Genomic DNA, 23,323 nt, shown 5'->3' with positions numbered 1-23,323 from the left:
GGACCGGCGCCGCGGGATATCCCGCGACGCCGAGCGACAGTCTACTGGTTTTCCTTGCTCTGGCCCATGATTTCCTGCGCGGTGAAGTTGATGCCGCAGGTCGGGAAGGAGTTGCCGACGAAGAAATTGTCGGATTGGTCGGGGAAATAGTCCTCGCCTTCCTTGAAGTTCGGATCCTCGACGATCGCCAGCGGCAGCTTCACCGCTTGCGGGACGACCTGGCCTTCGAGCGCGGCAATCGCCGTCTTGATGGCGACCGCTACCTGGGCCGGGCCGGTTCCGGCCGACGAGCATTTCAGCCCCTCTGCGGCAAACTTCGCGCAGAATTTGCGAAAGCCATTCTCCGTTTCGCCGCCGAACGGCACGAACGGATGCTTGGCATCGATCATCGCCTGAACGATGCCGGTGTCGCCGCCCTGCCCGGTGATGCCGTCGAAGGGACCGTTGGTGGCGATCGCGTCGGCCGTAGCCTTTTGCGCCACGCCATCGTCCCATTTGCCGATGACTTCGGTGACCTCCCACTTCTTGCCGGAAGCGTTGAAAACCTCGTGGATGCCGTTATGGCGGTCGGTGTCGACCGACGTGCCGGCAACGCCGCGCACCTCAAGGATCTTGCCACCATTGGGCACATGCTTGACCAGCCAGTTGGCCCACAACTCGCCAAGGCCTTTCTGGTCGACATTGACGTTGATGGCGTCCTTGGTGTCGAGAATGTTGTCGAAGGCGACCAGCACGACGCCGGCTTCCTTGGCGCGCTTGATGACCGGTCCGAACGCTGTCGGATTCTGCGCGTTGACGACGATCGCGTCATAACCGGAATCGATGAAGTTGTTGATCGCCGAAATCTGCGCCGGCACATCTTCGCCGGTCGACACGACCTTGAATTCCTTCAGTTTCGCCGCGACCTCCGGCTGCGCCGCATAGGCCTTCGCCGTCTGCACCATCTGGATGCGCCAGGTGTTGGCGATGTAGCCATTGGCGAGCGCGATGCGGTACGGGCCTTCCTTCTTGGGGAACTTGAAGAACTGCGTGTCGGCCGCCCACGGCGCGAAGCAGTCCGGCTCGGCGGACGGGCCTTTGACGATTTCGGCTTCGGCGAGCGCCGACGAGCTCAGCATGACGAATGCAGTGGCGGCAACGATGCCACCAACAAGTGACTTGAACATCGATATTCCTCCCAGTTGCAGTTTTTGATTGCTCTTACGCATGTCGCGCGTCCGGCCCGGCACCTCCCGCCTTGCCCCTCGCGCCTTTCAGGCGGCCGAATGCCGACCCGATCTCCTCCCTTGTCGCTCGGCTAACCGAAGTAAAAACTATCATATTATACATAATAAACAAGCATGAGCTGTCGCTTATATATAATAAACAGACTTCGGCTTTGCCGCGTGCTTCCTCCCAAAGGCAGATGGTAGCGCTACCCATGACGCCGTGTAAAGCGTCATTTCGCGATGCCTGGAAGTGCTTTCAGCGGGCAGTGCTCTCGCGGCACCTGAGCTCGAAGCCGAGGTCGACGACCGGCTCTTGCGGCCGCTTGCCTGCAATCGCCGCGAGCGCCATCGCGACCGACAGCCGGCCGATCTCGTAGCGAGGCGTCCGGACGCTGGTGATGGATGGAAAAGCCACTTCCATCATGTCGAGATCGTTGAAGCCTGTGATGCCGATCGTCTTCGGCACGGCGATCGAGGCGCGGTGGCACTCAAACAGTACGCCGAGCGCAATGTCGTCATTGTTGCAGAAAACTCCGTCCAGCGTCGGCACCTTGGCCAGCGCGTCACGAAACAGTTCGCGCCCGAGCGTCACGCTGGACGGCACCGGCGTGGTGGTGATCAGCCGCGCGTCGAACAGACCGGCCGCCTCCATCGCCGCGCGATAGCCGGCCAGTCGACGCTGCGAGCGTGGGTCCATGCGCGCGCCGATGAAGCCGATGCGGCGATAGCCCGTTTCGATCATGTGCTCCGTCGCCGCCTTGCCGCCGTCGAAATGCGAGAAGCCGACCATCATGTCGACCGGATCGGGCCCGGTCTCCATGACCTGCACCACCGGACAGCCGGCCGTCTCGAGCAGTCTTCGCGACGTTGGCGTCTGGTCGATGCCCGCCACGATCAGCGCCGCCGGGCGCTGCGGGCCGAACACCTGCAGCAGCCGTTCCTCCTCGAGGCCGGAATAATGGGTATTGCCGAGCTGGATGCGGTAGGAACTGTCGGACAGGCTGTCATAGATGCCGCGCAGCACTTCGGCAAAGACGCTGTTGGTGAGCGACGGCACCAGCACGCCAAAGACCTCGGCGCGCGCCGAAGCCAATGCTCGCGCATTCGGGTCGGGCAGATAGCCGAGTTCATCGACGGCCGCCTGGATCTGGCGGCGCAGATCCTCCGAAACACGCCCCGGCTCGCGCAAGGCGCGGGAAACCGTGATGGCGCCGACGCCGGCCATACGCGCGACATCGGCAATCGTCGGACGGCCGCCGCCGCGGCGCGAGCGCGGTTTGGTCATAGCCTTGTCCCGAACGCGGCGCCTTCGCCGAAGCGCGGCCGCGAAATGCTGTTCAGCGTCTTTGCCACTGTCGCCATGCCAACCCGACTTGCCGCACCCGTCTGGCGTCGCGCAGCCTTACCCCATTGTCAAGCGAACCGGCCAGGACAGCTACCCGAACTCGGGTAGCGCCACAGTTGGAATTTCGGCTGTGGGTGGGTTCGCGGGCGTCTTGTCGTCCACCGTGCTCAGGCTTCTACGCCGTGCGTCGTCCGCTGCGCCACCTCGTGGCATAGGGCAACGCGAACAAGTAGAGACCGCTGAGCATGAGCAAGCCGAGCGGGATCAGCGGCATGAGGTACACCCAGTAGGCGGGCTCGACACCTACGCCCAAGGTGATGAAGATGGCAGCGACGACCGCCGTAAAAATGATCGACAGCCAGCGGTGGAATTGCCGAATCCACGTGTTCCAGTTCATGAGCACCTCCTCTGAAGACGAGCTGAAGCGGATCGGGTGACCCGCTTGGCGCCAGCCTTCTTTGCAAGCTTGTTTGATTTGATGACGTCTCGTTGGCCATGCCCGTTGGCGCCGGCACGCCTTACTCTATCCGCGCCAGGACCTGCTCCAGGTTCGCTAGGAACCGCTGCCATCCGTATTGGGCACCCTGGTAGTACTGCTGCTGATCCGGCCGGAAGCCCAACTGCTCCATGCGCAGATGGGTCCCCGTGCTCGTAGGGGTGAGCGTCCACGTGACGACACTTTTGAGATCCTTGGTATCCCACGTGTAAGACAGCGTCTTGTTGGGCTCGACTGCCTGGACCTGACAGTCGACCGCGCCCCAGTCCGCGCTAAGATTGAAACGGTGACCCTCATCTGGCTTGAAATCGTTCTTCATCAGCCACTCCTCGATCAGGTGTGATTGCGTGAGCGCGCGCCAGATCTTTTCCGGCGGAAAAGCGACCTCCCGTTCGACGACGACGGCGCGCGTTTTGGTCTCAGTATTGGTCATTGGTCCATCCTTTTGAGCAAATCTTCGAGGTTGTCGAACCGGCTTCGCCAGAACCCAGCCATTTGGTTCGTCCAGTCTATCAGCGGCGCCAAGGCGCCGAGCTCCGCGCTATAATGCGTGTTGCGGCCTTCATGACGGTCGCGCACCAACCCGGCCTGCTTCAGCACCCCAAGATGCTTTGACACGGCCGGTTGCGAGACGCCGGCCCGAGCGGTCAGGGCCGCGACGGTCTGGTCTCCGTCGCGACACAGCCGCTCGAAGATGGCCCGTCGCGTCGGATCGGCAAGCGTTTTAAAGAGGATCTCGTGGGGCTGTGGCATCGTGATCGATAACTCGTTGGCTATTTATAAACCAATAACCACCGAGATATGTGTAAGTCAAGCAGGAACGTGGACCGGAATCCGCGTCTCAGGAGCCACCGCCCATGTCTTGCTACCACCGATTGCGGACTGTCATCGACTAGTCAGCGAATTTCCGCTCGGGGTCGTGAGCCGAAATTCAAAGGGTCAGTGCTCAGGCCATCGCCGCGGCGCTGCGCCGCGCTTTCCACAGCAACAGCACCATGGCCGCTATGTTCAGCAGGTTCCAGGCGATGCCGTTGAGGAACGCGGCGGCGTAGGAGCCGGTCAGATCGTAGATCCAGCCCGACATCCAGCCACCGATCGCCATGCCGAAGATGGTTGCCATCATGACGATGCCGACGCGCTGGCCGGCCTCCTTGGCGGGCATGTATTCGCGCACGATGATGGCATAGCAAGGCACGATGCCACCCTGCGACAGGCCGAAGACCAGCGAGACGACGTAAAGCGACGCTAGCCCGTCGAAGCGGATGTAGAACAACAGCGACAGGGCTTGCAGCACCGAGCCGATCAACAGGGTTTTCACGCCGCCGATGCGATCGGCAAGGAAGCCGGACGCCAGCCGGCTGACGACGCCCGCCGCCAGCATGATCGACAGCATGTCGGCGCCACGCGCCACGCCGTAGCCGAGGTCCATGCAATAGGCGACGATATGGACCTGCGGCATCGACATCGCCACGCAGCAGCCAAGGCCGGCGACGACGAGCAGCACCTGCAGGGCTGCCGGTGACAGTGAGATCGGCTGGACGGGCCGGCTGCCGGGAGAACCGGGAACGGCGGCATGTGGTGCGCCGCGCCTGAGCAGCAGGATCAGCGGCACCATGGTCGCGAGGCAGACGACGCCGATCCCGGCATAGGTGAAACGCCAGCCTTCGGCCTGCATGACAAAGGGCATCGCCAACGGCCAGATCGCCCCGGCGAGATAGTTGCCGGCGGCGGCAGCCGTCACCGCGACGCCGCGGCGGCGGTTGAACCAGTGCGAGATGTCGGCGATCAGCGGCCCGAAAATCGCCGAGGTGCCGACGCCGATCAAAAGTCCCTGGACAAGAGTGAACTGCAGGATCGAAGTGGTCAGCGACGCCAGCAGGAAACCGGTACCGAGCGCCACCGAGGCAATGAGCGCCGGGATCCAGTAGCCCATGCGGTCGATGGCGCGGCCGACCAGCACATTGCCGGCGGCGAAACCGACCATGGTCGCGGTATAGGGCATCGACGCGGCGGCGCGATCGACGCCGAATTCCGCCTGCACGGCGGGCAGCACCACGACCACCGCCCACATGCCGACGCCGCCGATCGTCGCCAGCAGCACGGAAATGCCGAGCCGCATCCAGGCATAGGCGCTGTCGATGCCGCGGCTGCTTGCCTGGCTGGAGACGGTTGTGGTCAAGGCGTTTCCTGTCCGCGATTCTGCAAAATCGACCGGTTCGACACCACTATCGGTGCATTGGCGGCGCCGTGCAGCGCCACGACAGGCAAATCCGTGGCTCCAGGGATTCGAGCTGCGGTGGAACAGTGGCTGCCGTCCCGGAGTTTTATCAACGCACCAATGGAAGGAGTTTGTCATGACCGCGAAAAGGAAATGGTCGGCCGAGGTCACCGAGCACAGCGACGCGCTGGACCTCGAGGAACATATCTTCGAATCCCACGATCCCAAGAAGATCGCAGCCTCGCTGAAGCGATCGGCCGAACACAGCGAGCGGCGCAAGGCCGAGCCGTTCCAGTCCGCCATGTCAATGCTGAATTTCTACATCAACCGTGCCGGCAAAAACCTGCCGGCCGAGCAGAAGAGAGTGCTGGAGGACGCCAAGGACGAGCTGCGCGCCGCGTTCGGGCGCCCGAAACAAGATTAGAGGATCGACTTTACCTCGACTTGATGACGCCGTCGGTGTTGGCCAGGAGCTTGCGTACCGCGTTGCGCGCCGCATCCGGCCGCTGCAGGCGGATGTTCTTTTCGATCGCTTCGTGCAGCTTCTGCGCGTGCTGCAAATCGTCCAGTTCCCGCGTCGTATAGGCGAACAGATGATCGAACGCCGATTCGATCAGCACGCCGAGCGGCACCAGAAGATCGTTGCCGGATGCACGCAGGATGGCCAGATGAAAACGCGTATCGGCGCGCGTGCGCTCCTGCAGCGTCGTCGCCTCCCCCATCTCCCGGCAGGCCTGGCTGATCTCGGCCATCTGCTCGTCTGTGCGCCGCATGGCGGCAAAGGCGGTCGCTTCCGGCTCGATGATGTGGCGGAACTCCTGCACCGTTTTCAGGAACACCTCGCGGTCGGGCGATGTCGCGTACCAGGCGAGCACATCGCGATCGAGCAGGTTCCAGCGCTCTTTCGGCTCGACCCAGCTGCCGATCTTCGGGCGCGAGGCCAGCAGGCTCTTGGCCATCAGCATCTTGATCGCTTCGCGCACCGCCGAGCGGCTGACGTCGAAGGTCTCGGACCATTTGGCTTCATTGGGCAGGATGGTTCCCGGCGGATAGTCGCCGCGCACGATCCTGAGACCGATTTCGTTGGCCAGCGACGCATGCACGCTCGACCCAGGCATACGCGCCGCGTCGGCGCGACGCACGACTGCCGGGCGCTCGGCGGACGCCGCCTTGGCCGGTGTTTTTCTCTTATTCGGCTTGCCGTCCCGCATGCGTTCACAAAGTCCGGATTCCGAAAGCTGTCAAGCACGGGGAAAGCCTCGGGCTGCAATGCCTGCTTCTGTGCACAGATCAGCCCGGATGCATCGACCTCGTCATGTCGTCTTGACGTATTTCCGCCAGCTGTGTTCCGGGCGGAATCCGAGCATATCCCGCGCCTTGCGGTTGGAGAGCAGCGTTTCGTATTCACCAAGTTCGCCCTTGACCGGCACGCCGGGATAAAACCGCTTCAGCAATTCGGCCGTCGGCAGGTCGGACGAGGTGTCGTCATTGGCGGCATTGAACACCTGATAGCCGAGCCCGTCCTTTTCGATGGCGCGCAACGTGATCTGGCCGAGGTCGCGCGCATCGACATAACTCCAGGCGATCCGCTTGCGGAAACCCGGATCGGCGAACCATTTCGGAAACAGCGAATATTCATGCGGCTCGATGACGTTGCCGATGCGCAAAGCGTAGATGTCAATGCCGCTGCGCAGCGCGAAGGCGCGCGCCGTCTTCTCGTTGACGATCTTCGACAGCGCGTAGCTATCCATCGGATCGACATCGTACTCCTCGTCGAGCGGGAAATGTGTCGGGTCGCGCGGCTCGTTGGCGAAGACCAGCCCATAGGTCGTCTCGCTGGAAGCGATCACCACCTTGCGGATGCCGAGCTTCACCGCCGCCTCGATGACATTGTAGGTGCCGAGCGCGTTGATGCGGAACACCTCGTTGTCGGGCGTGATCATGATGCGCGGGATCGCCGCGAAGTGCACCACGGCATCGACCGGCTGCGCCCGCAACGACGGGTCGAATTCATGCAGGCCCATATAGCTCGACAGCGCATTGAACACCTGCCCGCTGTCGGTGATGTCGGTGACCAGCGTGCGCACCTTGGGATTGTCGAGCGGCTTGGTGTCGATGTTGAGCACCTGACAGCCCTGCTCGACCAGATACTGCACGACATGACGCCCAGCCTTGCCGCTGCCGCCGGTGAACATGATCCGCTTCGTCATTTTGCTCTCCACATTCCCTGGAATACATGTGTATTGTCAGACAATATGGCATTCCGCAATCGCCTGCCAACCGCCTGCGGCGAAAACCGGCTTCAACAATTCGCCTGCCAAAGTGCAGCGCCGTCATCGATATCAGCAACACAGGACGACACGACATGAATACGACTGCCGCGAGCGAAAAGATCGGCTTCATCGGACTTGGCTTGATGGGCCACGGGATCGCGAAGAACATCGTCGATAAGGGCTATTCCCTGACGTTTCTCGGCCGCAAGAACCGCGCGCCGGCGGAAGACCTGCTTGGCCGGGGTGCGGAGGAAGCCGCGACCTCGCGCGACGTGGCAGTGGCATCTGATATCGTCTTCATCTGCGTCACCGGCTCGCGCGAGGTCGAAGCTATCATACGCGGGCCCGGCGGCCTCAAGGAAGGCCTGAAGAAGGGTTCGGTGGTCGTCGATTGCTCGACCTCGGATCCGACCTCGACGGTAACGCTTGCCGCCGAACTCAAGGCGCTCGGCGTCGACTATGTCGATGCCCCGCTGAGCCGCACGCCGAAGGAGGCGTGGGAAGGCACGCTCGACGCCATGGTCGGCGCGTCGGACGCGGTCTTTGCCCGGCTGAAGCCGGTGCTCGACACCTGGGCCGGACGTATCGTCCATATCGGCGACACCGGCGACGGCCACCGTATGAAGCTGCTCAACAATTTCATCTCGCTGGGCTATGCGGCGATCTATTCCGAGGCGCTGGCGCTGGCGCAGAAGGTCGGCATCTCGCCGCCGCGCTTCGACAGCGTCATCCGCAACGGCCGCATGGATTGCGGCTTCTACCAGACCTTTATGCGCTGGACGCTGGAAGGCGACCGCGATGCGCACAAATTCACCATCGCCAACGCCTTTAAGGATCTCACTTATCTCGAATCGATGGCGGGTGCCGCAGGCATCGCCAACCCGCTCGGTAATGCCACCAAGAACGCCTTCGCCGGCGCATTCGCCGCCGGGCCGGCCGATCAATATGTGCCGATGCTCGCCACGCATATCGGCAAGATCAACGGCGTCGACCTGACGCCGCCTACAGCGCCACGCGGACGATAAGACGCGCAATGAAGGCTGCAGAGCCGACATGGAATTTTCATGAGCCCAAAGCCTGATTCATTGCAATAGAACCAGGCGCTATGCTCCTGTTTGATCATCATCTTCCGAACCGAACCTTTAGGACTATCATCTATGGGCAAACCCGATCAGCCAGCGCAAATGGCCAAGATGGGTAGAATGTTGCCATTCATCTCGACGATGAGAACGAGCAAGTGGCGCCAATTGCCGACCTTGCCAGCGACGCCGGGAAGGTAAAGTCTCGGCCCCAAGGAGGCGCTGGCGAAGGAACCATCCCTGCGTTGGTCGACAAGGTGAGCGCTGTGGAAGGCGACGAACCGGGTGCGGGCGCGAAGCCTGCTACCCGGGCTTGTGACAAAGTCGATCGAGCACGTCGCGAAGCGCAGTCGCGGCTTCCTCTCGCTCCCCAGCAGACATCAGCTCGGGTTCAGCCTCCAGGCTGAGATGCGGCAGCACGGTTCGAACGGCGCTGCGGGCGGCGACCATATTGGCCTTCAGATCGAGGACGCGATAGGTGGCGACGGGATAGGCGATGCCCCTGACCTGGATGTGTCCCAGTTCCACGCAGGCGATAGTGTCCTTCACTTGCGCAAATGTCTCATAGGAAATGAGCACGGCGCCCGGCGGCGCCTCCTGCTCGAGGCGTGAGGCGAGATTCACGGCGCCGCCGATGATCGTGTAGTCCATCCGGTCTTCGCTGCCGAAGTTGCCGACGGTGCAGTAGTCGGTATGGATGCCGATGCGGCAGCGCAGCGGCGTTTCGATGCCGATGTCACGCCAGATTTCGGCAAGGTCGGTCATCCGCTTCTGCATGGCGAGGGCCATCTCGACGCAGGCGAGCGCGTCCTCCTTGACACCGCGAGTCTCCGGATCGCCGAAAAACATCAAAATCGCGTCACCGACATACTTATCGATCGTCGCGCCGTGATCCGAAGCAATTTTCGACATTTCCGTCAGATAGTGGTTGAGGAGCTGGGTGAGATCCTCGGACTCCATCTTGTCAGTGGTCTCGGTAAAGCCAGCGATGTCTGAGAAGCATATGGTCAGCTTCTTGCGCTGGCTGGCGATCCTGACGTCCTGACGGCCGGAAAATATCGATTTGTACACCTGCGGCGCGAGATACTTGGCCAGCTTGTTGGAAAGCGCCTCGAGAGCCGCGGACTTCTCGGCGAGGTTTTCCTCCCGTTGCTTCAGCTCCGTGATGTCCGAGTAGACGGCGACCGTTCCGCCGCCGGTGATCCGCCGCTCGCCTATCATGATCCATCGTCCATCGCCGCGCCGTTGCACCCAGGGGTCGCCAGGGTTGCGGTGCCGGGAGAGCCGCTCGGCGACCCATTCCTCGACCCGCCCCTCGGCATCCTTGATGTAGCCGCGCTCAGCGGACCGGCGGATGATCTGCTCGAATATCGTGCCGGGCGTCATTTCCTCCAGGCCGGCGTAGAGCAGTTCGCGATAGCGGCTGTTGCTGAGGACGAGCCGGTCCTCCCGGTCATACAGCGCGAAACCCTCAGAGATGCTCTCGATGGCGTCGACGAGCCGCTGGCGCGCCTCGGCGACCTCGCGCAGGTTCTTTTCCTCGACCTCGACCGCGGTGTCCCGGAACAGCCTGAGCGCCTCGGCCATGCGGCCGATTTCGTCTCGGCCGGCGGCAGGTAGGTGCGCTCGAAGATTGCCGCCAGCGATCGCGAACATGCCTTGGCTCACCGCCCCCAGCCGGGCGAGAAGGCTTCGGTCAACATAGAGCCAGACCACCAGAACCGAACTCAGAAGGCTGAGGAAGGCGGAGCCAAGGACAACTCCGGTGCCGTAGCGCTGGACGACCGCGGCTTCGAGACCGGACGCGGTGATCTCGCGGTCCGCCGCGACGACCAGCCGATCAACGGCAGCGGTGAGGCTGCGCGACAGCCGATTGTTTTCGCCGAGAAGCTTTTCGCCCTGCGCCAGGACGGCGAGCTCGTCCTGGCGGGCCTTGGGGATGCTCTTTTCGCCATCGATCAGCGCCTTAAACTCGTCCACCCGTTGTCGGAAGCGGACCTGCAGCTTCTCGTCGATCTCGGCTGAGATCGTTTCCAGAGCGGCAAGGGACCGGCGCAGCGGAAACAGGATCAACGCCAGATCGCCCGGAGTCGACGCGTCCGCCGTCCTGATCAGAGCGTCGTTGACCGCCGACATCTCCTGGTGCGCCCTCTGTTGGGGGACGTAGGCTGCAATCGCCTGGACGAGATCGGCCATGACCGCCGCGCTTCGATCCGGCGCGAGCGATGCGTCGGCCGCGGCCGCCCGCCACTGCGCGAGCCTGGAATTCATCACCAGGATGCCGGGGGCCACGAGACGCTGGCCTGCAATTGTCGTCGCCGACAAGCGGCGCAGCAGCTCTTCCTTGCGCGCGACCACGGCGAGGCGCGTGGCAACAAGGTCGTCGAGAGCGTCGAGGTTGCGCCTGAGACCGAGCACCGCAGCCTCGATCTCAGCCACCGCTGGCGTTCCAAGCGCGGCACCCTTGAGCGCGGCCAGCAGCTCCTCGAGTCGCGTCATCTCGACCCCGATCGCGGCCGAGACTTCGTTGTGCCGGGCTTTGCTAGTCGACGTCAGCACGGCCGGCGCAATGGCCGCGACCCGCTCGGCCTGGCGCGACAGCTGGAGGGAGGCAAGCGCCGACGGCACCCGATCCCTGGTGATGCGGTCGACGACGTCGCCGACCTGGAGAAAGGCATACAGGGCAGCCGCTGTTGCCAGCACTGCGAAGGCGCTGATCCCGAAAAAAGCCAGCAGCAGGCGGCCGCGTATGCCGAGGCGTTCAAGCATCGCGGCAACGCTTTGATCCGAATGAACCCGCTAACGTGGTCTGCATCAGATATCTCAAGCGGCGCACCGTCGAATTGGCCCTTACTCGACCGGCACGTACTCTCCACTTCGCCAGACGTACCATACCCAGTTCTGGGTCGAGAGATCGCCCTTGTCGTCGAAATCGATCGAGCCCAGGACAGTGTCGAACTCCTGCCCGCGCAGGGTCGCGATGACCGTCGCCAGCTCCAGCGAACCTGCCTTCTCGACCGCCTGCGCCCAGACCTGGACGGCAGCGTAGCTCAGCAGCGTGTAGCCTGCGGGCTCGAAGTTTTCGGCACGGAATCGCTCCACTACCGGAGCCGCTTCGGGGTTTCGCCGTGGGTCCGCGGAGAACGTGAAGAGGGTCCCCTCGGCCGCGGGGCCGGCGATCAGGGCAAATTCCTCGGTCGCCAGGGCATCGCCGGAGATGATCTGAACCGCGTAGCCGCGGTCGCGTGCGGCGCGAACAATCAGCGCAACCTCGGCATGATACCCACCGACATACAGCACGGCGATGCCAGCGGCCTGTAGTGCAGCGACCTCGGCCGAATAGTCGTCCTTGCCTGGGGTGTACGCGTCGTAGACAGCTTCGGTCACGCCCCGCTTGTTCAGCTGCTTTCTGGTCTCATCGGCGAGACCTTTCCCATATGTCGTGCTGTCGTGAAGGATCGCGACCTTCTTGTCGCTCCAGTGATCGGCTAGGTGGTTGCCGGCCACGATTCCTTGCGTATCGTCGCGACCAATGACGCGGAAGACGTTGGCCCGACCCTGTTCGGTCAGCTGCGGATTGGTCGATCCCGGCGAAATCTGCAGAACTCCCGCCGCCTCGTACACCTTCGATGCCGGGATCGAGGCTCCGGAGCAGTAGTGACCGATGACGAGCACCACGCCATCAGCGACCAGCTTCCGGGCTGCCACCACCGCCTGTTCGGGATCGCAGAAATCGTCGACCGCGATTAACCCCACCTGCTGGCCGAGAACGCCGCCCGCCGCATTGAAGTCGGCAACAGCCATCTCTGCCCCACGCTGCCCCTGCTCGCCAATCCAGGCGAGCCGCCCCGTCATCGCGGCCGAAACCCCGACCAATACCTCCGCCCGCGCGGGGCAGATGAACAACGCCGCGAGCGCCACAAAAGCCACTGTGATGATACGGTGCATGGATGACACCCCAAGCGTGTAGTTTACGCCAATCTCGTCAACGCCGACAGTCCTTTCCGCGAACGTGGATATCTTGGCTGTTCCTGCAGCGCACTCGTCTCGTCGTTGATTAGGCTTCTACCTGGATTTGCCATATCCCTGCGCGGGTTAGTTGACGGCTAAAGCGCTCGCGCTTGCCGAGGTTCTCAACAAAATCGGGCCTAAGCGGTTGTTGCCATCGCGTGCTACGAAGTGGATTGCCCCCTTTGCAGACATTCCGGCCCGACCTACGAACGTCGCCTTCGGGTCATGGGCGGGAGTTCGGCCGAGCGCGAACGAGTTTCCGCTTAGAGCCGAACTTTCCGTTCAGAGCGATTGGGTTTGACCTTACCGCCGCGACCGCCCGATAACGTCGTCGGTGTTGGCGAGCAGTCTGTGCACCGCGGTGCGGGCTGCAGCCGGCCGCTGGAGCCGGATGTTCTTCTCGATCGCCTCGTGCAGTGACTGTGCCCGCCGCTGATCGCTGGTCTCGCGGGTGACGAAGACGAACAGGTGGTCGAGCGCGGATTCGATCAGCACGCCGAGCGGCACCAGGAGGTCGTTGCCCGACGCCCGCAGGATGGCGAGATGAAATCGCGTATCGGCGCGGGTGCGCTCGGGCAGCGTCGCCGCCTCGCCCATCTCCCGGCAGGCCTGGCTGATCTCGGCCATCTGCTCGTCTGTGCGCCGCATCGCGGCAAAGGCGCTGGCTTCCGGCTCGATGATGTGGCGGAATTCCTGGACGGTGCGCAGGAACATTTCGCGATCGGGCGCCGTCGCGTACCAGGCGAGCACGTCGCGATCGAGCAGGTTCCAGCGCTCCTTCGGCTCGACCCAGCTGCCGATTTTGGGGCGTGATGCCAGCAGGCTCTTGGCCATAAGCATTTTGATCGCTTCGCGAACCGCCGAGCGGCTGACGTTGAAAGTCTCGGACCATTTGGCCTCGTTGGGCAGGATGGTTCCCGGCGGATAGTCGCCACGCACGATCCTGAGGCCGATTTCGTTGGCCAGCGACGCATGCACGCTCGATCCGGGGATCAGCGCCGCGTCGGTACGGCGCGCGCCGGGCGGACGGGCAGCCTGTGCCTTGACCTTGGCCCGTGCCTTGACCGTTGTAGGTCGCTTTTTCAATCTTGCGTCCGACATCCATGTTCCCCGGCACAGGCTGAACTCAAGGCGCGGCAAAGCAGGAGCGGTTCGCCCCAGCACTGTCACCTCGCACGTTTCGTGAACCGGTGTGACGGGGCGCCCGGCCAGCGGACGCCCCGAAACCTGCGAACCTACTTCTGGATGCAGGTATCGACCGTATCCTTGGTGCACTCGTCGAGACCGGTGAAGACCGGATCGGCGACCGGCTTGCCTTCGATCAGGTCGATCATCACCGAGGGTGCCTTGTAGCCCATCTCGAACGGCCGCTGGCCGACCAGTGCGGTCACCAGACCCTCCTTGGCAATGGCCACCTCGTCACCGATCGTATCGGCCGCGCCGATGACGAACTCGTTGCTGGCGATCTTCTCGGCCATCGGCTTGAACAGGTCGCGATAGGGCTGCGGCGCACCGAACAGCGGCCAGCCGCCCATGATGCCGAAGGCGTCGAGATCGGGATTGGCGGCGAGGATATCGGTCATCGCCTGCACGCCCTTGGCGCCGTCGTCGTTGGTGAACACCGGGCAGCCGGCGACCTCGGTCCAGCCGCCCTCGCCGGCGAGCGCCGGGAGATCCTTCTGGCCTGTAAGCGCGTCGCGCATGCCCTGAGCGCGGCGCAGGATGTTGTCGGCCGCCGGATTGCCTTCGATGGTGCAGATCTTGCCGCCGTCCGGCTTGGCCTTCTTGATATACTCGCCGATCTTGTAGCCCATCAGATAGTTGTCGGTGCCGAGATAGGTCTTGCGCAGCGCCGCATCTTCCTTGCTGAGGTCGGCGTCGAGCGTCATGATCGGGATCGACGGATTGGCGCTTTTGATCGTCTGCGCGATCAGCGGCGCGTTGGACGGCGAAATGGCCATCGCCACCGTGTCTGGCTTGCTCAGCATGTCCTGAACGATCTGGGCTTCGCCGGCCTCGTCCGAAGTCGACGCCGGACCGGTGTAGAAGCATTCATATTCCGAGTTGGCGTTTTCCGAGTTCCATTTCTGGCAACCCTGGTTAATGGCCTCGAAGAACGGATTGTCGAGCCCCTTCACCACGATGACGAGCTGTTTCTTGGCCATAGCCGGCCCGGCGCCCAACGCCAGCATGGCGACGGCAGCGAGCAATAGTGATTTCCTCATTTCAGTCCTCCCTTGAAACAGACGGACACGGCGTGCCCGCCACACAGACCAGCCCGGATGCGCGATGACAGAGGTTCGTTTCGCGAGCGCTCGTGTCGCCAAGCCGGGCCGATAAGTATTTCCAGATGCGATCACAGACCAGCGCGATATGGACGCTGCCAGATCCTCGACCGATAAACCTCCGCCTACTTCGCCCCGGCGCGCCGGGGCAGGAGATCGGCATAATCTCCTCCGGCGCTTAGCTAATATCGGCTTGCTACGGACGTCAATTGCTATTTGTCCTACAAAACGGATTTTTCGAAAGAAGCCGCTGTTGACGGCAAGGGGGCATATGCGTAAATGGGCGAAAGCGCGGTTCCCGGGAGGAGCTGGGAAGAGCGAGGCCGCGGCAGGACCACAGGCCGAAAGCACGGAGGAAGCAGTCTGGTGTCGGTTCTCGAACTCGCCAACATCTCAAAACATTTCGGCGCCATCCAGGCCGTCAACGACGTTTCGCTGTCGATCGAGGCCGGACAGGTGGTCGGGCTGATGGGCGACAACGGCGCCGGCAAGTCGACGCTGGTCAAGATGATCGCCGGCAATTTCCGCCCGAGCCATGGCACGATGCAAATGGACGGCAAGGAGCTGATCCTGCACAAGCCGGTGGAGGCGCGCCAGCACGGCATCGAGATCGTCCATCAGGATCTGGCGCTTTGCAACAATCTGACGGCTGCCGCCAATGTCTATCTCGGCCGCGAGCTGCGCCGCGGCGTCGGGCCGTTTCGCATCCTCGACTACGCCGCGATGTACAAGCGCGCCGGCCAGATTTTTGCCGTGCTGAAATCCGAAACCCGCCCGCGCGATCTGGTCAAGCAGATGTCGGGCGGCCAGCGGCAGGCGGTGGCGATCGCCCGCACCATGCTTTCGCAAGCCAAGATCGTGCTGATGGACGAGCCGACGGCGGCGATCTCGGTCCGGCAGGTCGCCGAGGTGCTGAACCTGATCCGCCATCTGCGCGACCAGGGCATAGCGGTCGTGCTGATCAGTCACCGCATGCCCGACGTTTTTGACGTTGCCGACCGCGTCATCGTCATGCGACGCGGCCGCAAGGTCGCCGATAAGACGATCGCGTCGAGTTCGCCCGAGGAAGTCACCGGGCTTATCACTGGCGCCATCGAACAGGTTTGATGCCAGCCGGTTTCACCACGCAAGCAGATAAAGGTCGACGATGGCAGTAACTCTTGACCAGACGATCGCGCAGAAACAGCACACTTTGCTGACCAGGGTGTTTGCCAGCCAGACCTTCTGGGTGGTGATCGCCGTCATCCTCGCCTGCCTGTTCTTGTCCGTGGCAACCGATTCCTTCGCCACGTCGAAGAACCTCTATAACATCACGCGCAATGTCACCTTCGTCGCGATCGTCGCGCTCGGCATGACCTTCGTCATCATCACCGGCGGCATCGACCTTTCGGTCGGCTCGGTGCTTTGCCTGTGTTCGATGGTGCTGGCCGTGACCATGCATGCCGGCTACGGCATCGAGGTCGGCATTGCCGCTGCGATCGCGACGGCGCTGATCATCGGCGCCTTCAACGGCATCCTGATCGCCTATCTCGGCTTTCCGCCGTTCGTGGTGACGCTCGGCATGCTATCGATCGCGCGCAGCCTGGCCATGGTCGCCTCCAACAACACCGTCGTCTTCCAGTTCGGGCCCGACCACGACAAGCTTCTGGCGCTGGGTGGCGGCGCCTTTGTGTTCGGCATCGCCAATCCGGTGCTCTACATGATCGTGCTGGCGCTGATCACCGGCTTCGTCCTGCGCTGGACGAAATTCGGCCGGCACATCTTCGCCATCGGCGGCAACGAGCATGCGGCGACGCTGACCGGCGTTCCGGTGCGCCAGATCAAGGTCGTTGTCTACATGATCTCGGCGCTGGCGGCGGGCCTTGCCGGCATCATCCAGACCGGCTGGCTGGGCGCCGTCACCACCAATCTCGGCAACGGCATGGAGCTCCAGGTCATCGCCGCCACCGTCATCGGCGGCGCCAACCTCGCCGGCGGCATGGGCACAGCCTTTGGCGCCGTCGTCGGCGCGGCGCTGATCGAAGTGATCCGCAACAGCCTCGGCCTGCTCGGCATCAACGCCTTCTGGCAGGGAGTGTTCATCGGCGGCGCCATTCTGCTGGCCGTTCTGTTCGATCGGCTCCGCAATTTCAGGCGCAACGAATAGACCGCAGGTCACAAGCGCTATTCGTTTCCCTTGCAATCGCTCAGTCTGAAAATCGGTCGGCACGGTCCATAGCGGGCGCCAGGCGTGCGCATGTACCTTGACGCAGGCCCGGAACGAGCCGCACTATCCCCATTGCAGGCGAAGGGAGGCCAGTCGCCTGCGGGAGGATATACCCATGACGGAAGCGATCAGGCTCTACTGGGGCCGGTTCGGACATGTTTCTGTCCTGAACGTCGCCAGCGACTTCGTCACCCATGCCCATGTCGAGGCGCATATCATCATCTGGCTGGAAGGCACGGCCGGCGAGATGACCATCGGCCGCGAGACGGTGCGGCTTGGACCCGGCACCGCCGCCGGCATCAATTCCTTCCAGCCGCACAGCCACGCTTTGTCCCGCGACGGCCGCCCCGGCCTGTTCCTCGCCTTCTACATCGATCCGGACTGGGCGCGACGGCGCCGAGATCTGCCGTCCGCTGCACCACTGTTCTCGACACCAGCGATCGTGCTGGAGCCGTGGCTGCACAAGGCGGCGGCCAACCTTCTCGATCATCTCAGCGACAATGAGAGCATCGACGACATCGCCAATTACGAGATCGAGCGCTTCATCGACAGCGTGCTCGACGCCGCCGACGCCTCGGCACCGCAAGTGGCACGCGCCCGCGTCCACACCATGCAGGACTTCCGTGTCCGCAAGGCGATCCAGCTGATGAAGGCTAATGTCTGCGAACGCATCTGCTTCGATGATGTGGCGCGCAGCGTCGGCCTGTCGCGGCCGCATTTCTTCGCGCTGTTCAAGGAGCAGACCAATCTGACGCCCAACGTCTACTGGAACACGCTGCGCATGGAGGAAGCAGTGCGGCAGTTGCAATGGTCACAGGAGCCGCTGATCTCGGTCGCCTGCAATCTCGGCTTCACCACGCAGGGCAATTTCTCGCGCTTCTTCCGCGACCATGTCGGCGTTCCGCCGACACTCTATCGCGAGGCGGCGCGGGCCATCTCCTGAAGCCATTTTCAGACTGCCCGTTTTTTCAGACTTATTGATAGGCATTCAAGACGCATTGATAAGCGCCGTCGGGCTCGCCGCCCTACCCTCGCGACACAGATATTTGCAAGGGAACGATCATATGGCGAAAGTCACCATCTCCAGCGTCATCGACGCACCGATCGAAAAGGTCTGGGCGCGCATACGCGACTTCAACGGTCTGCCGAGCTGGCACCCGCGCATGGTCGAAAGCCATATCGAGGACGGCAAGGATGCCGGCACGATCGGCTGCGTGCGCAATTTCGAGCTCGCCAGCGGCGCCCGCATCCGCGAAAAGCTGCTCGACTTCTCCGACGACAATTTCCTCGTCAGCTACTCCATCCTGGAGACGCCGCAACCGCTCACCAACCACAAGGCGACGCTGCAGCTGCGGCGGGTGACCGATGGCGACCGCACCTATGCCGAATGGACCGCCAGCTTCGACGCTGCTCCCGAGGAAGCCGACAAGCTGGCCGAAGGCATGGGCGCCAACGTCTTCCAGGGCGGCTTCAACGCTTTGAAAAATCATTTCGCCGACCAAGGTTGAACTGAATGGGGCTGACAAACAGGAGCGTTCCATGGCGCTTGCATTGCAGACTTTCTCGACGGTGAAGGACGCGACCGCGGCGCTGAAAGCCGCCGGCACCCGCTATCTCGGCGGCGGCACGCTGGCCGTGCGCGCCGCCAATGAAGGCGATGTCTCGGTCTCCAGTCTTATCAGGTCGACCGAACCGGCGCTGTCGGCCATCACTGTTTCCGGCAGTGAGGTTCGCATCGGCGCCTCGGTGACCATGGCGGCGATCACCCGTCACCTGGATCTCGCTCCGCTTGCCGGCGCCGCGCGCGCCGTCGGCAGCCCGGCGATCCGCAACATGGCGACGATCGGCGGCAATCTCTTCGCCCCGGCGCCCTATGGCGATTTCACCGTGGCGCTGCTGGCGCTGGACGCAACAGTCAGCATCGATGGCGGCGAGATGCCGATCGAAACCTTCCTGGCAAAGCGCGAAAGCAATCACGCCATCGTCACTTCGGTCGGCTTCAGCTTGCCAGTGGAAGGCGGCTTTCGCTTCCTGAAAGTGTCGCGGATCAAGCCGAAGGGCGTCTCGGTGCTGAGCATCGCCGCCGTGCTGGAACAGGCGCCGGACGGCACCGTGTCTTCGGCGCGGATCGCGCTTGGCTGCATGGCCGACCGTCCGATGCGCGCGACGGCGGCGGAGAAGGCGCTGCTCGGCAGAATACTCAGCAGCGACGGCATCGCGCCGGCGCTGGCCGTTGCGAGCGACGGCACCGCGCCGATCACCGATCCGATCGCCAGTGCCTGGTATCGCAACGAAGTCCTGCCGGTCCATCTCGGCCGGCTTTTGCTCGCCTGAAAGCCAATGGCGGGTAAGTCCGCCTGACTGCGGCGCAAGGAGTAGAAAAGATGGCAAAGGTCCCGGTTCAGTTCACGCTCAACGGCGCGGAGAAGGCCGAATTCATCGACAGCGGCACGACGCTGCTTCATGCGCTGCGCGACAAGATCGGCGACACCTCGCCGAAGGGCGGCTGCCATCAGGGCACATGCGGCGCCTGCTCGGTCATCATCGACGGCGAGCTGCGGCTTTCCTGCCTGACGCTGGCCGAGACCTGCAGCGGCGCCGCCATCACCACGACGTCAGGTCTCTCGGAAGGCGGCGTGCTGCACCCTTTGCAGCGCGCCTTCCTCGACGCCTTCGCCACCCAATGCGGCTTCTGCACGCCGGGCATGATCATGGCCGCCAAGGTGCTGCTCGACCACACGCCGAACCCCAGCCGCGACGAGGTGGTCGAGGCGCTGTCGGGCAATATCTGCCGCTGCACCGGCTACGAGCCGATCATCCAGGCGGTGCTGACCGCCGCGCGGTCCAATTCGCAGAATGCGGCCTGACGGGAGTCAAAAAGATGGAACTCCGCAAGAGCTATTTCGCCGACCAGCGCAAGGACGATCTGCACGAGATCGGCCAACCGCGGCCGCGTTCGGATTCACCCGGTCACGTCACCGGCAAGACCGCTTATTTCGCCGACCGCAATTTCCCCGGCATGCTGCATCTGAAGATGGTGCGCAGCCCGCATCATCACGCCCGCATCCGCGGCATCGACATTTCAGAGGCCGAGAAGCATCCGGGCGTGGTGAAAATCCTGACCGCCAAGGACGTGCCGCACAATGTCTACACCATCCTGATCCTGATCCAGATCGGGCCGGAGGACGAGACGGTGCTGGCCGACGGCAAGGTGCGTTGGAAGGGCGAGGCGGTGGTGGCGGTGCTGGCAGAGACCGAGCGCGCCGCCCAGGAAGCGGCGGCCAAGGTCAAGGTCGACTACGAGGTGCTACCGGCAGTCTTCGACATGGAGGAAGCGCTGAAACCCGGCGCGCCGATCATCAACGAATATCACGGCCAGAATTTTTACCTCTATGACAGCGGTGAATGCCGCAAGGTGCGCTTCGGCGATGTCGAGGCCGGCTTCGCCAGCGCCGATCACGTGCTCGAACAGACCTACCAATCGTCGCCGATCGAGCATGCGCCGACCGAGACGACCGGCTGCATCGTCGCCCCTGAGGGCAACGATCGCTTCACCTGCTACACCAACACGCAGGCGATGTTCTTCACGCTCGATAATGCCTCGATCATCCTGCAGATGCCCGGCAACAGACTGCATTTCGTCGGCGGTACAGTCGGCGGCGGTTTTGGCGGCAAGGTCGACGTCATTGTCGAGCCGATTGCGATCCTCGGCGCCAAGCTGACCGGGCGTCCGGTCTCCTTCATCTACAGCCGCGCGGAGGAGATGCAGATCTCCTCGCCGCGCGCAGCGGAAAAGGTCGTCATCAAGGACGGCGTCATGAAGGACGGTCGCATCGTCGCCCGCAAGGTCACCGGTTATACCGATGCCGGCGCCTATTCGCGCCACTCGCCCTACGGCGCGCAGAAGGGCGCCGGCCACTATCCCGGCCCCTACACGATCCCAAATGTCTGGATCGACACCTACTGCGTCTACACCAACCGCACCCCCTCCTCCGCCATGCGCGGCTTCGGTGTCACCATCGGCGATTTCGCGCTGGAAGTGCAGATGGACAAGCTCGCCCGGCTGATCGGCATGGACCCGCTCGAATTCCGCTTCATCAACGCCTACCGCGACGGCGACATGAAGGCGCACCGCCAGCCGACCGAAGGAGCCGCGCTGATCGAGTGCATGCAGGAAGCTTCGCGCGCCGCCAACTGGCCGGTGGCGGAGAAGTTCATGGCGATGTCGTCCTACGCGAAGGGAGCTTGAGATGGCGATCAGGCGCGGACGCGGCGTCGCCGCGATCAATTATCCGACCGGCATGAATCTCGGCGGCGACCCGACCCAGGCGTTGGTCCATTCGACGCCGACCGGCAATTTCATGGTGACGCTGTCGAGCGTCGATCTCGGCCAGGGCATGAAGCAGATCATGGCGCAGATCTGCGCCGAGACGATCGGCGTGCCGACCGACCGCGTCGTCGTCGACACCGCCGACACCGACACCGGCCCGCACTGCATGGGCACCTTCGCCTCGCGCGGCACGCACCGCGCCGGCAACGCGGTCATCCAGGCGGCCAGGGAAGCCCGCCAGGTGATGCTGGAAGTGGCGGCCGAGGAGCTGGAAGTGAGTGCCTCGGACCTCGAGACCGACGGCCAGGGCAACATCCTGGTCAAGGGCGCCCCGCAAAAATCGATCTCGATCTTCGATGTCGCGCTGTCGGCGCATTTCAAGCGCGGCCGCTCGATTTCCGGCCGCGGCATGTTTTTGATCCCGCGCTCATATCCCGAGAAAGAAACCGGCGCGATGAAACCGTCGACCTGCTATGCGCACGCCTGCACCGTGGCCGAGGTCGAGGTCGATGACGAAACCGGCGAGGTCACCGTGCTGACGGTGAAGAATGTCTTCGAGATTGGCCGCGCGCTGAACCCGAAAATGGTCGAGCAGCAGCTCGTCGGCGGCTCGTGGATGGGCATCAGCCACGCACTCTACGAGACGACCGAACCCTACTACCCCAACCGCAATCATGGCGGCACCGACTTCAACCAATATCTGATGCCGGGACCTGGCGATCTTGCGCAAACTGAGATCATCGTGCTGGAGCGACCCTCGGCCGACGGCCCGTACGGCGCCAAGGGGCCAGGCGAAATGTGCGCCAACCCACAGATTCCCGCGGTCGCCAATGCCGTCTTCGACGCCGTCGGCGTGCGCATCGACACGCTGCCGATCACGCCGGAACGCATCCTGCGCGCGTTGAGGGCGCAAGCTTCGAACTGAGTGCTGGAAATGCCCAAGAGAAGCGCCGAGACTGTCGCGACCTCGCCGGAGGCGGTGGCATCCCGCCTCGCCGCCTCGCGCTATCTGGCCGATGAGAGCCTGGCCACCGCCATCTTCCTGGCGATAAGGCTTGGCAAGCCGCTTCTGCTCGAAGGCGCGCCCGGTGTCGGCAAGACGGAGGCCGCAAAAGCAATCGCCGAAGTGCTCGGGCGCGACCTGGTACGGCTGCAATGCTATGAGGGGATCGACGCAGCGCATGCGCTCTACGAATGGAACTATCAGCGCCAGTTGCTCGCCATCCGCCATGCCGGCGAGCATGAGGTCGACATCTATGACGACCGTTTCCTGATCGCGCGGCCGCTGCTGCAGGTGCTGAAGGCGCCGGAAAAGCGCGTGCTGCTGGTCGACGAGATCGACCGTTCGGATCATGAGTTCGAAGCGCTGCTCCTAGAATTCCTGTCCGATTTCCAGATCAGCATTCCCGAGCGCGGCACTATTCGCACCAAATCGCAGCCGATCGTCATCCTGACCTCGAACCGCACCCGCGAACTGGCCGAGGCGCTGCGGCGCCGCTGCGTCTACCACTGGATTACCTACCCCGACGCCGAGCGCGAGGCCGCCATCATCATGCTGCGCGCCGGTGACGTCGCCGAGGCGACCGCACGCGCCGTGGCGTCTGCCGTGCGCGACATCCGCGCCCGGCCGCTGGCGAAGCCGCCCGGCATTGCCGAGGCGGTCGAATGGGCCAATGCCGCGACGATCCTCGAAAAGGGCGGCAGCCCGTGGCCGGAAGCTTTTCGCCGCGCCATCGGCGTGCTGATCAAGGACGAAGAGGACCTGTCCTATATCGCCCCCGAGCTTGGTCGGATCGTCGAGGAGGCATTGGTGTGACACGCGACGTCAACGACCCCTTCGCCCCGTTCACAGCGGGGCGGCCGAATACGGAT

General features: G+C 63.3%; 23 protein-coding genes. 11 read left to right on the top strand and 12 right to left on the bottom strand.

Annotated elements, in window-relative coordinates; translation table 11 throughout:
* Nucleotides 1-41: 41 nt before the first annotated feature.
* The 6 genes from AC0NIE_RS17180 to AC0NIE_RS17155 all read right to left on the bottom strand — a co-directional run bounded on the left by AC0NIE_RS17180 (nt 42) and on the right by AC0NIE_RS17155 (nt 5,168).
* Nucleotides 42-1,166: a sugar ABC transporter substrate-binding protein gene (locus tag AC0NIE_RS17180; protein ID WP_123152034.1), complete on the bottom strand. Its 1,125-nt coding sequence runs from the start codon at nt 1,164-1,166 to the stop codon at nt 42-44.
* Between the two features lie 298 nt (nt 1,167-1,464).
* Nucleotides 1,465-2,493, bottom strand: coding sequence for an HTH-type transcriptional regulator GntR (gene gntR / locus AC0NIE_RS17175; protein ID WP_473485165.1), 1,029 nt, complete (start codon nt 2,491-2,493; stop codon nt 1,465-1,467).
* 235 nt (nt 2,494-2,728) lie between these two features.
* A complete protein-coding gene (locus tag AC0NIE_RS17170; RefSeq protein WP_027154326.1) occupies nt 2,729-2,950 on the bottom strand; it encodes a hypothetical protein in 222 nt (73 codons plus the stop codon).
* 121 nt (nt 2,951-3,071) lie between these two features.
* A complete protein-coding gene (locus tag AC0NIE_RS17165; RefSeq protein ID WP_473485164.1) occupies nt 3,072-3,482 on the bottom strand; it encodes an SRPBCC family protein in 411 nt (136 codons plus the stop codon).
* On the bottom strand, nt 3,479-3,802 hold the full coding sequence (locus AC0NIE_RS17160) for an ArsR/SmtB family transcription factor (protein WP_473485163.1): 324 nt from the start codon (nt 3,800-3,802) through the stop codon (nt 3,479-3,481). Before AC0NIE_RS17160 ends, AC0NIE_RS17165 begins: the two co-directional genes overlap by 4 nt.
* Nucleotides 3,803-3,995: 193 nt before the next feature.
* Nucleotides 3,996-5,168, bottom strand: coding sequence for an MFS transporter (locus AC0NIE_RS17155; protein ID WP_473485386.1), 1,173 nt, complete (start codon nt 5,166-5,168; stop codon nt 3,996-3,998).
* Nucleotides 5,169-5,403: 235 nt separating this feature from the next.
* On the opposite strand from AC0NIE_RS17155, the gene AC0NIE_RS17150 reads away from it, so the two are divergent.
* The gene (locus AC0NIE_RS17150; RefSeq protein WP_473485385.1) at nt 5,404-5,691 is read left to right on the top strand and encodes a DUF3175 domain-containing protein; all 288 of its coding nucleotides are present in this window, start codon (nt 5,404-5,406) and stop codon (nt 5,689-5,691) included.
* Between the two features lie 10 nt (nt 5,692-5,701).
* Here the strand turns inward: AC0NIE_RS17150 and AC0NIE_RS17145 are convergent, their stop codons facing one another.
* Entirely contained in the window at nt 5,702-6,478 is a 777-nt protein-coding gene (locus AC0NIE_RS17145; protein WP_473485162.1) for a FadR/GntR family transcriptional regulator, read from the bottom strand.
* A 102-nt stretch (nt 6,479-6,580) separates the two neighbouring features.
* On the bottom strand, nt 6,581-7,477 hold the full coding sequence (locus AC0NIE_RS17140; RefSeq protein WP_473485161.1) for an NAD-dependent epimerase/dehydratase family protein: 897 nt from the start codon (nt 7,475-7,477) through the stop codon (nt 6,581-6,583).
* Between the two features lie 155 nt (nt 7,478-7,632).
* On the opposite strand from AC0NIE_RS17140, the gene AC0NIE_RS17135 reads away from it, so the two are divergent.
* Nucleotides 7,633-8,565, top strand: a complete 933-nt coding sequence (locus tag AC0NIE_RS17135) for an NAD(P)-dependent oxidoreductase (RefSeq protein ID WP_473485160.1) — start codon at nt 7,633-7,635, stop codon at nt 8,563-8,565.
* Between the two features lie 357 nt (nt 8,566-8,922).
* On the opposite strand, the gene AC0NIE_RS17130 is transcribed toward AC0NIE_RS17135, so the two are convergent.
* The 4 genes from AC0NIE_RS17130 to AC0NIE_RS17115 form a co-directional block, all read right to left on the bottom strand.
* The gene (locus tag AC0NIE_RS17130; protein ID WP_473485159.1) at nt 8,923-11,388 is read right to left on the bottom strand and encodes a PAS-domain containing protein; all 2,466 of its coding nucleotides are present in this window, start codon (nt 11,386-11,388) and stop codon (nt 8,923-8,925) included.
* A gap of 81 nt (nt 11,389-11,469) precedes the next feature.
* The gene (locus AC0NIE_RS17125) at nt 11,470-12,567 is read right to left on the bottom strand and encodes a branched-chain amino acid ABC transporter substrate-binding protein (RefSeq protein ID WP_473485158.1); all 1,098 of its coding nucleotides are present in this window, start codon (nt 12,565-12,567) and stop codon (nt 11,470-11,472) included.
* Nucleotides 12,568-12,933: 366 nt separating this feature from the next.
* Nucleotides 12,934-13,731: a FadR/GntR family transcriptional regulator gene (locus tag AC0NIE_RS17120; RefSeq protein ID WP_473485157.1), complete on the bottom strand. Its 798-nt coding sequence runs from the start codon at nt 13,729-13,731 to the stop codon at nt 12,934-12,936.
* A 134-nt stretch (nt 13,732-13,865) separates the two neighbouring features.
* A complete protein-coding gene (locus AC0NIE_RS17115) occupies nt 13,866-14,855 on the bottom strand; it encodes a sugar-binding protein (protein WP_473485156.1) in 990 nt (329 codons plus the stop codon).
* 426 nt (nt 14,856-15,281) lie between these two features.
* Between AC0NIE_RS17115 and AC0NIE_RS17110 the strand changes: the two genes are divergently transcribed.
* The 9 genes from AC0NIE_RS17110 to AC0NIE_RS17070 all read left to right on the top strand — a co-directional run bounded on the left by AC0NIE_RS17110 (nt 15,282) and on the right by AC0NIE_RS17070 (nt 23,267).
* Nucleotides 15,282-16,022: an ATP-binding cassette domain-containing protein gene (locus AC0NIE_RS17110; protein ID WP_029351636.1), complete on the top strand. Its 741-nt coding sequence runs from the start codon at nt 15,282-15,284 to the stop codon at nt 16,020-16,022.
* Nucleotides 16,023-16,062: 40 nt separating this feature from the next.
* On the top strand, nt 16,063-17,061 hold the full coding sequence (locus AC0NIE_RS17105; protein ID WP_473485155.1) for an ABC transporter permease: 999 nt from the start codon (nt 16,063-16,065) through the stop codon (nt 17,059-17,061).
* Between the two features lie 175 nt (nt 17,062-17,236).
* On the top strand, nt 17,237-18,064 hold the full coding sequence (locus AC0NIE_RS17100; RefSeq protein ID WP_473485154.1) for an AraC family transcriptional regulator: 828 nt from the start codon (nt 17,237-17,239) through the stop codon (nt 18,062-18,064).
* A 121-nt stretch (nt 18,065-18,185) separates the two neighbouring features.
* The gene (locus AC0NIE_RS17095; protein ID WP_473485153.1) at nt 18,186-18,629 is read left to right on the top strand and encodes an SRPBCC family protein; all 444 of its coding nucleotides are present in this window, start codon (nt 18,186-18,188) and stop codon (nt 18,627-18,629) included.
* Nucleotides 18,630-18,660: 31 nt separating this feature from the next.
* Nucleotides 18,661-19,455, top strand: coding sequence for an FAD binding domain-containing protein (locus AC0NIE_RS17090; protein WP_473485152.1), 795 nt, complete (start codon nt 18,661-18,663; stop codon nt 19,453-19,455).
* A gap of 50 nt (nt 19,456-19,505) precedes the next feature.
* Nucleotides 19,506-19,988 carry a (2Fe-2S)-binding protein gene (locus AC0NIE_RS17085; RefSeq protein ID WP_192359772.1) on the top strand — a complete coding sequence of 161 codons (483 nt, stop codon included), beginning with the start codon at nt 19,506-19,508 and terminating at the stop codon, nt 19,986-19,988.
* A gap of 14 nt (nt 19,989-20,002) precedes the next feature.
* On the top strand, nt 20,003-21,370 hold the full coding sequence (locus AC0NIE_RS17080) for a xanthine dehydrogenase family protein molybdopterin-binding subunit (RefSeq protein WP_473485151.1): 1,368 nt from the start codon (nt 20,003-20,005) through the stop codon (nt 21,368-21,370).
* A gap of 1 nt (nt 21,371) precedes the next feature.
* On the top strand, nt 21,372-22,376 hold the full coding sequence (locus AC0NIE_RS17075; RefSeq protein WP_473485150.1) for a xanthine dehydrogenase family protein molybdopterin-binding subunit: 1,005 nt from the start codon (nt 21,372-21,374) through the stop codon (nt 22,374-22,376).
* 9 nt (nt 22,377-22,385) lie between these two features.
* Nucleotides 22,386-23,267, top strand: coding sequence for an AAA family ATPase (locus AC0NIE_RS17070; protein WP_473485149.1), 882 nt, complete (start codon nt 22,386-22,388; stop codon nt 23,265-23,267).
* Nucleotides 23,268-23,323 lie beyond the last annotated feature (56 nt).

This window comes from Mesorhizobium sp. WSM4842 (assembly GCF_055901575.1).
The sequence above is the reverse complement of the archived record's forward strand: the minus strand, read 5'-3'. Positions and strand labels throughout refer to the sequence as shown.

Excerpts from the sequence above, each read along its gene's own strand:
- AC0NIE_RS17120 (WP_473485157.1), bottom strand. The coding sequence starts at position 13,731 with ATGTCGGACGCAAGATTGAAAAAGCGACCTACAACGGTCAAGGCACGG.
- AC0NIE_RS17140 (WP_473485161.1), bottom strand. The coding sequence starts at position 7,477 with ATGACGAAGCGGATCATGTTCACCGGCGGCAGCGGCAAGGCTGGGCGT.
- AC0NIE_RS17130 (WP_473485159.1), bottom strand. The coding sequence starts at position 11,388 with ATGCTTGAACGCCTCGGCATACGCGGCCGCCTGCTGCTGGCTTTTTTC.
- AC0NIE_RS17145 (WP_473485162.1), bottom strand. The coding sequence starts at position 6,478 with ATGCGGGACGGCAAGCCGAATAAGAGAAAAACACCGGCCAAGGCGGCG.
- AC0NIE_RS17080 (WP_473485151.1), top strand. The coding sequence starts at position 20,003 with ATGGAACTCCGCAAGAGCTATTTCGCCGACCAGCGCAAGGACGATCTG.
- AC0NIE_RS17155 (WP_473485386.1), bottom strand. The coding sequence starts at position 5,168 with ATGCGGCTCGGCATTTCCGTGCTGCTGGCGACGATCGGCGGCGTCGGC.
- AC0NIE_RS17085 (WP_192359772.1), top strand. The coding sequence starts at position 19,506 with ATGGCAAAGGTCCCGGTTCAGTTCACGCTCAACGGCGCGGAGAAGGCC.
- AC0NIE_RS17105 (WP_473485155.1), top strand. The coding sequence starts at position 16,063 with ATGGCAGTAACTCTTGACCAGACGATCGCGCAGAAACAGCACACTTTG.
- AC0NIE_RS17170 (WP_027154326.1), bottom strand. The coding sequence starts at position 2,950 with ATGAACTGGAACACGTGGATTCGGCAATTCCACCGCTGGCTGTCGATC.
- AC0NIE_RS17115 (WP_473485156.1), bottom strand. The coding sequence starts at position 14,855 with ATGAGGAAATCACTATTGCTCGCTGCCGTCGCCATGCTGGCGTTGGGC.
- AC0NIE_RS17165 (WP_473485164.1), bottom strand. The coding sequence starts at position 3,482 with ATGACCAATACTGAGACCAAAACGCGCGCCGTCGTCGTCGAACGGGAG.
- AC0NIE_RS17095 (WP_473485153.1), top strand. The coding sequence starts at position 18,186 with ATGGCGAAAGTCACCATCTCCAGCGTCATCGACGCACCGATCGAAAAG.
- AC0NIE_RS17160 (WP_473485163.1), bottom strand. The coding sequence starts at position 3,802 with ATGCCACAGCCCCACGAGATCCTCTTTAAAACGCTTGCCGATCCGACG.
- AC0NIE_RS17150 (WP_473485385.1), top strand. The coding sequence starts at position 5,404 with ATGACCGCGAAAAGGAAATGGTCGGCCGAGGTCACCGAGCACAGCGAC.
- AC0NIE_RS17090 (WP_473485152.1), top strand. The coding sequence starts at position 18,661 with ATGGCGCTTGCATTGCAGACTTTCTCGACGGTGAAGGACGCGACCGCG.
- AC0NIE_RS17135 (WP_473485160.1), top strand. The coding sequence starts at position 7,633 with ATGAATACGACTGCCGCGAGCGAAAAGATCGGCTTCATCGGACTTGGC.
- AC0NIE_RS17100 (WP_473485154.1), top strand. The coding sequence starts at position 17,237 with ATGACGGAAGCGATCAGGCTCTACTGGGGCCGGTTCGGACATGTTTCT.
- AC0NIE_RS17180 (WP_123152034.1), bottom strand. The coding sequence starts at position 1,166 with ATGTTCAAGTCACTTGTTGGTGGCATCGTTGCCGCCACTGCATTCGTC.
- AC0NIE_RS17070 (WP_473485149.1), top strand. The coding sequence starts at position 22,386 with ATGCCCAAGAGAAGCGCCGAGACTGTCGCGACCTCGCCGGAGGCGGTG.
- gntR (WP_473485165.1), bottom strand. The coding sequence starts at position 2,493 with ATGACCAAACCGCGCTCGCGCCGCGGCGGCGGCCGTCCGACGATTGCC.
- AC0NIE_RS17075 (WP_473485150.1), top strand. The coding sequence starts at position 21,372 with ATGGCGATCAGGCGCGGACGCGGCGTCGCCGCGATCAATTATCCGACC.
- AC0NIE_RS17125 (WP_473485158.1), bottom strand. The coding sequence starts at position 12,567 with ATGCACCGTATCATCACAGTGGCTTTTGTGGCGCTCGCGGCGTTGTTC.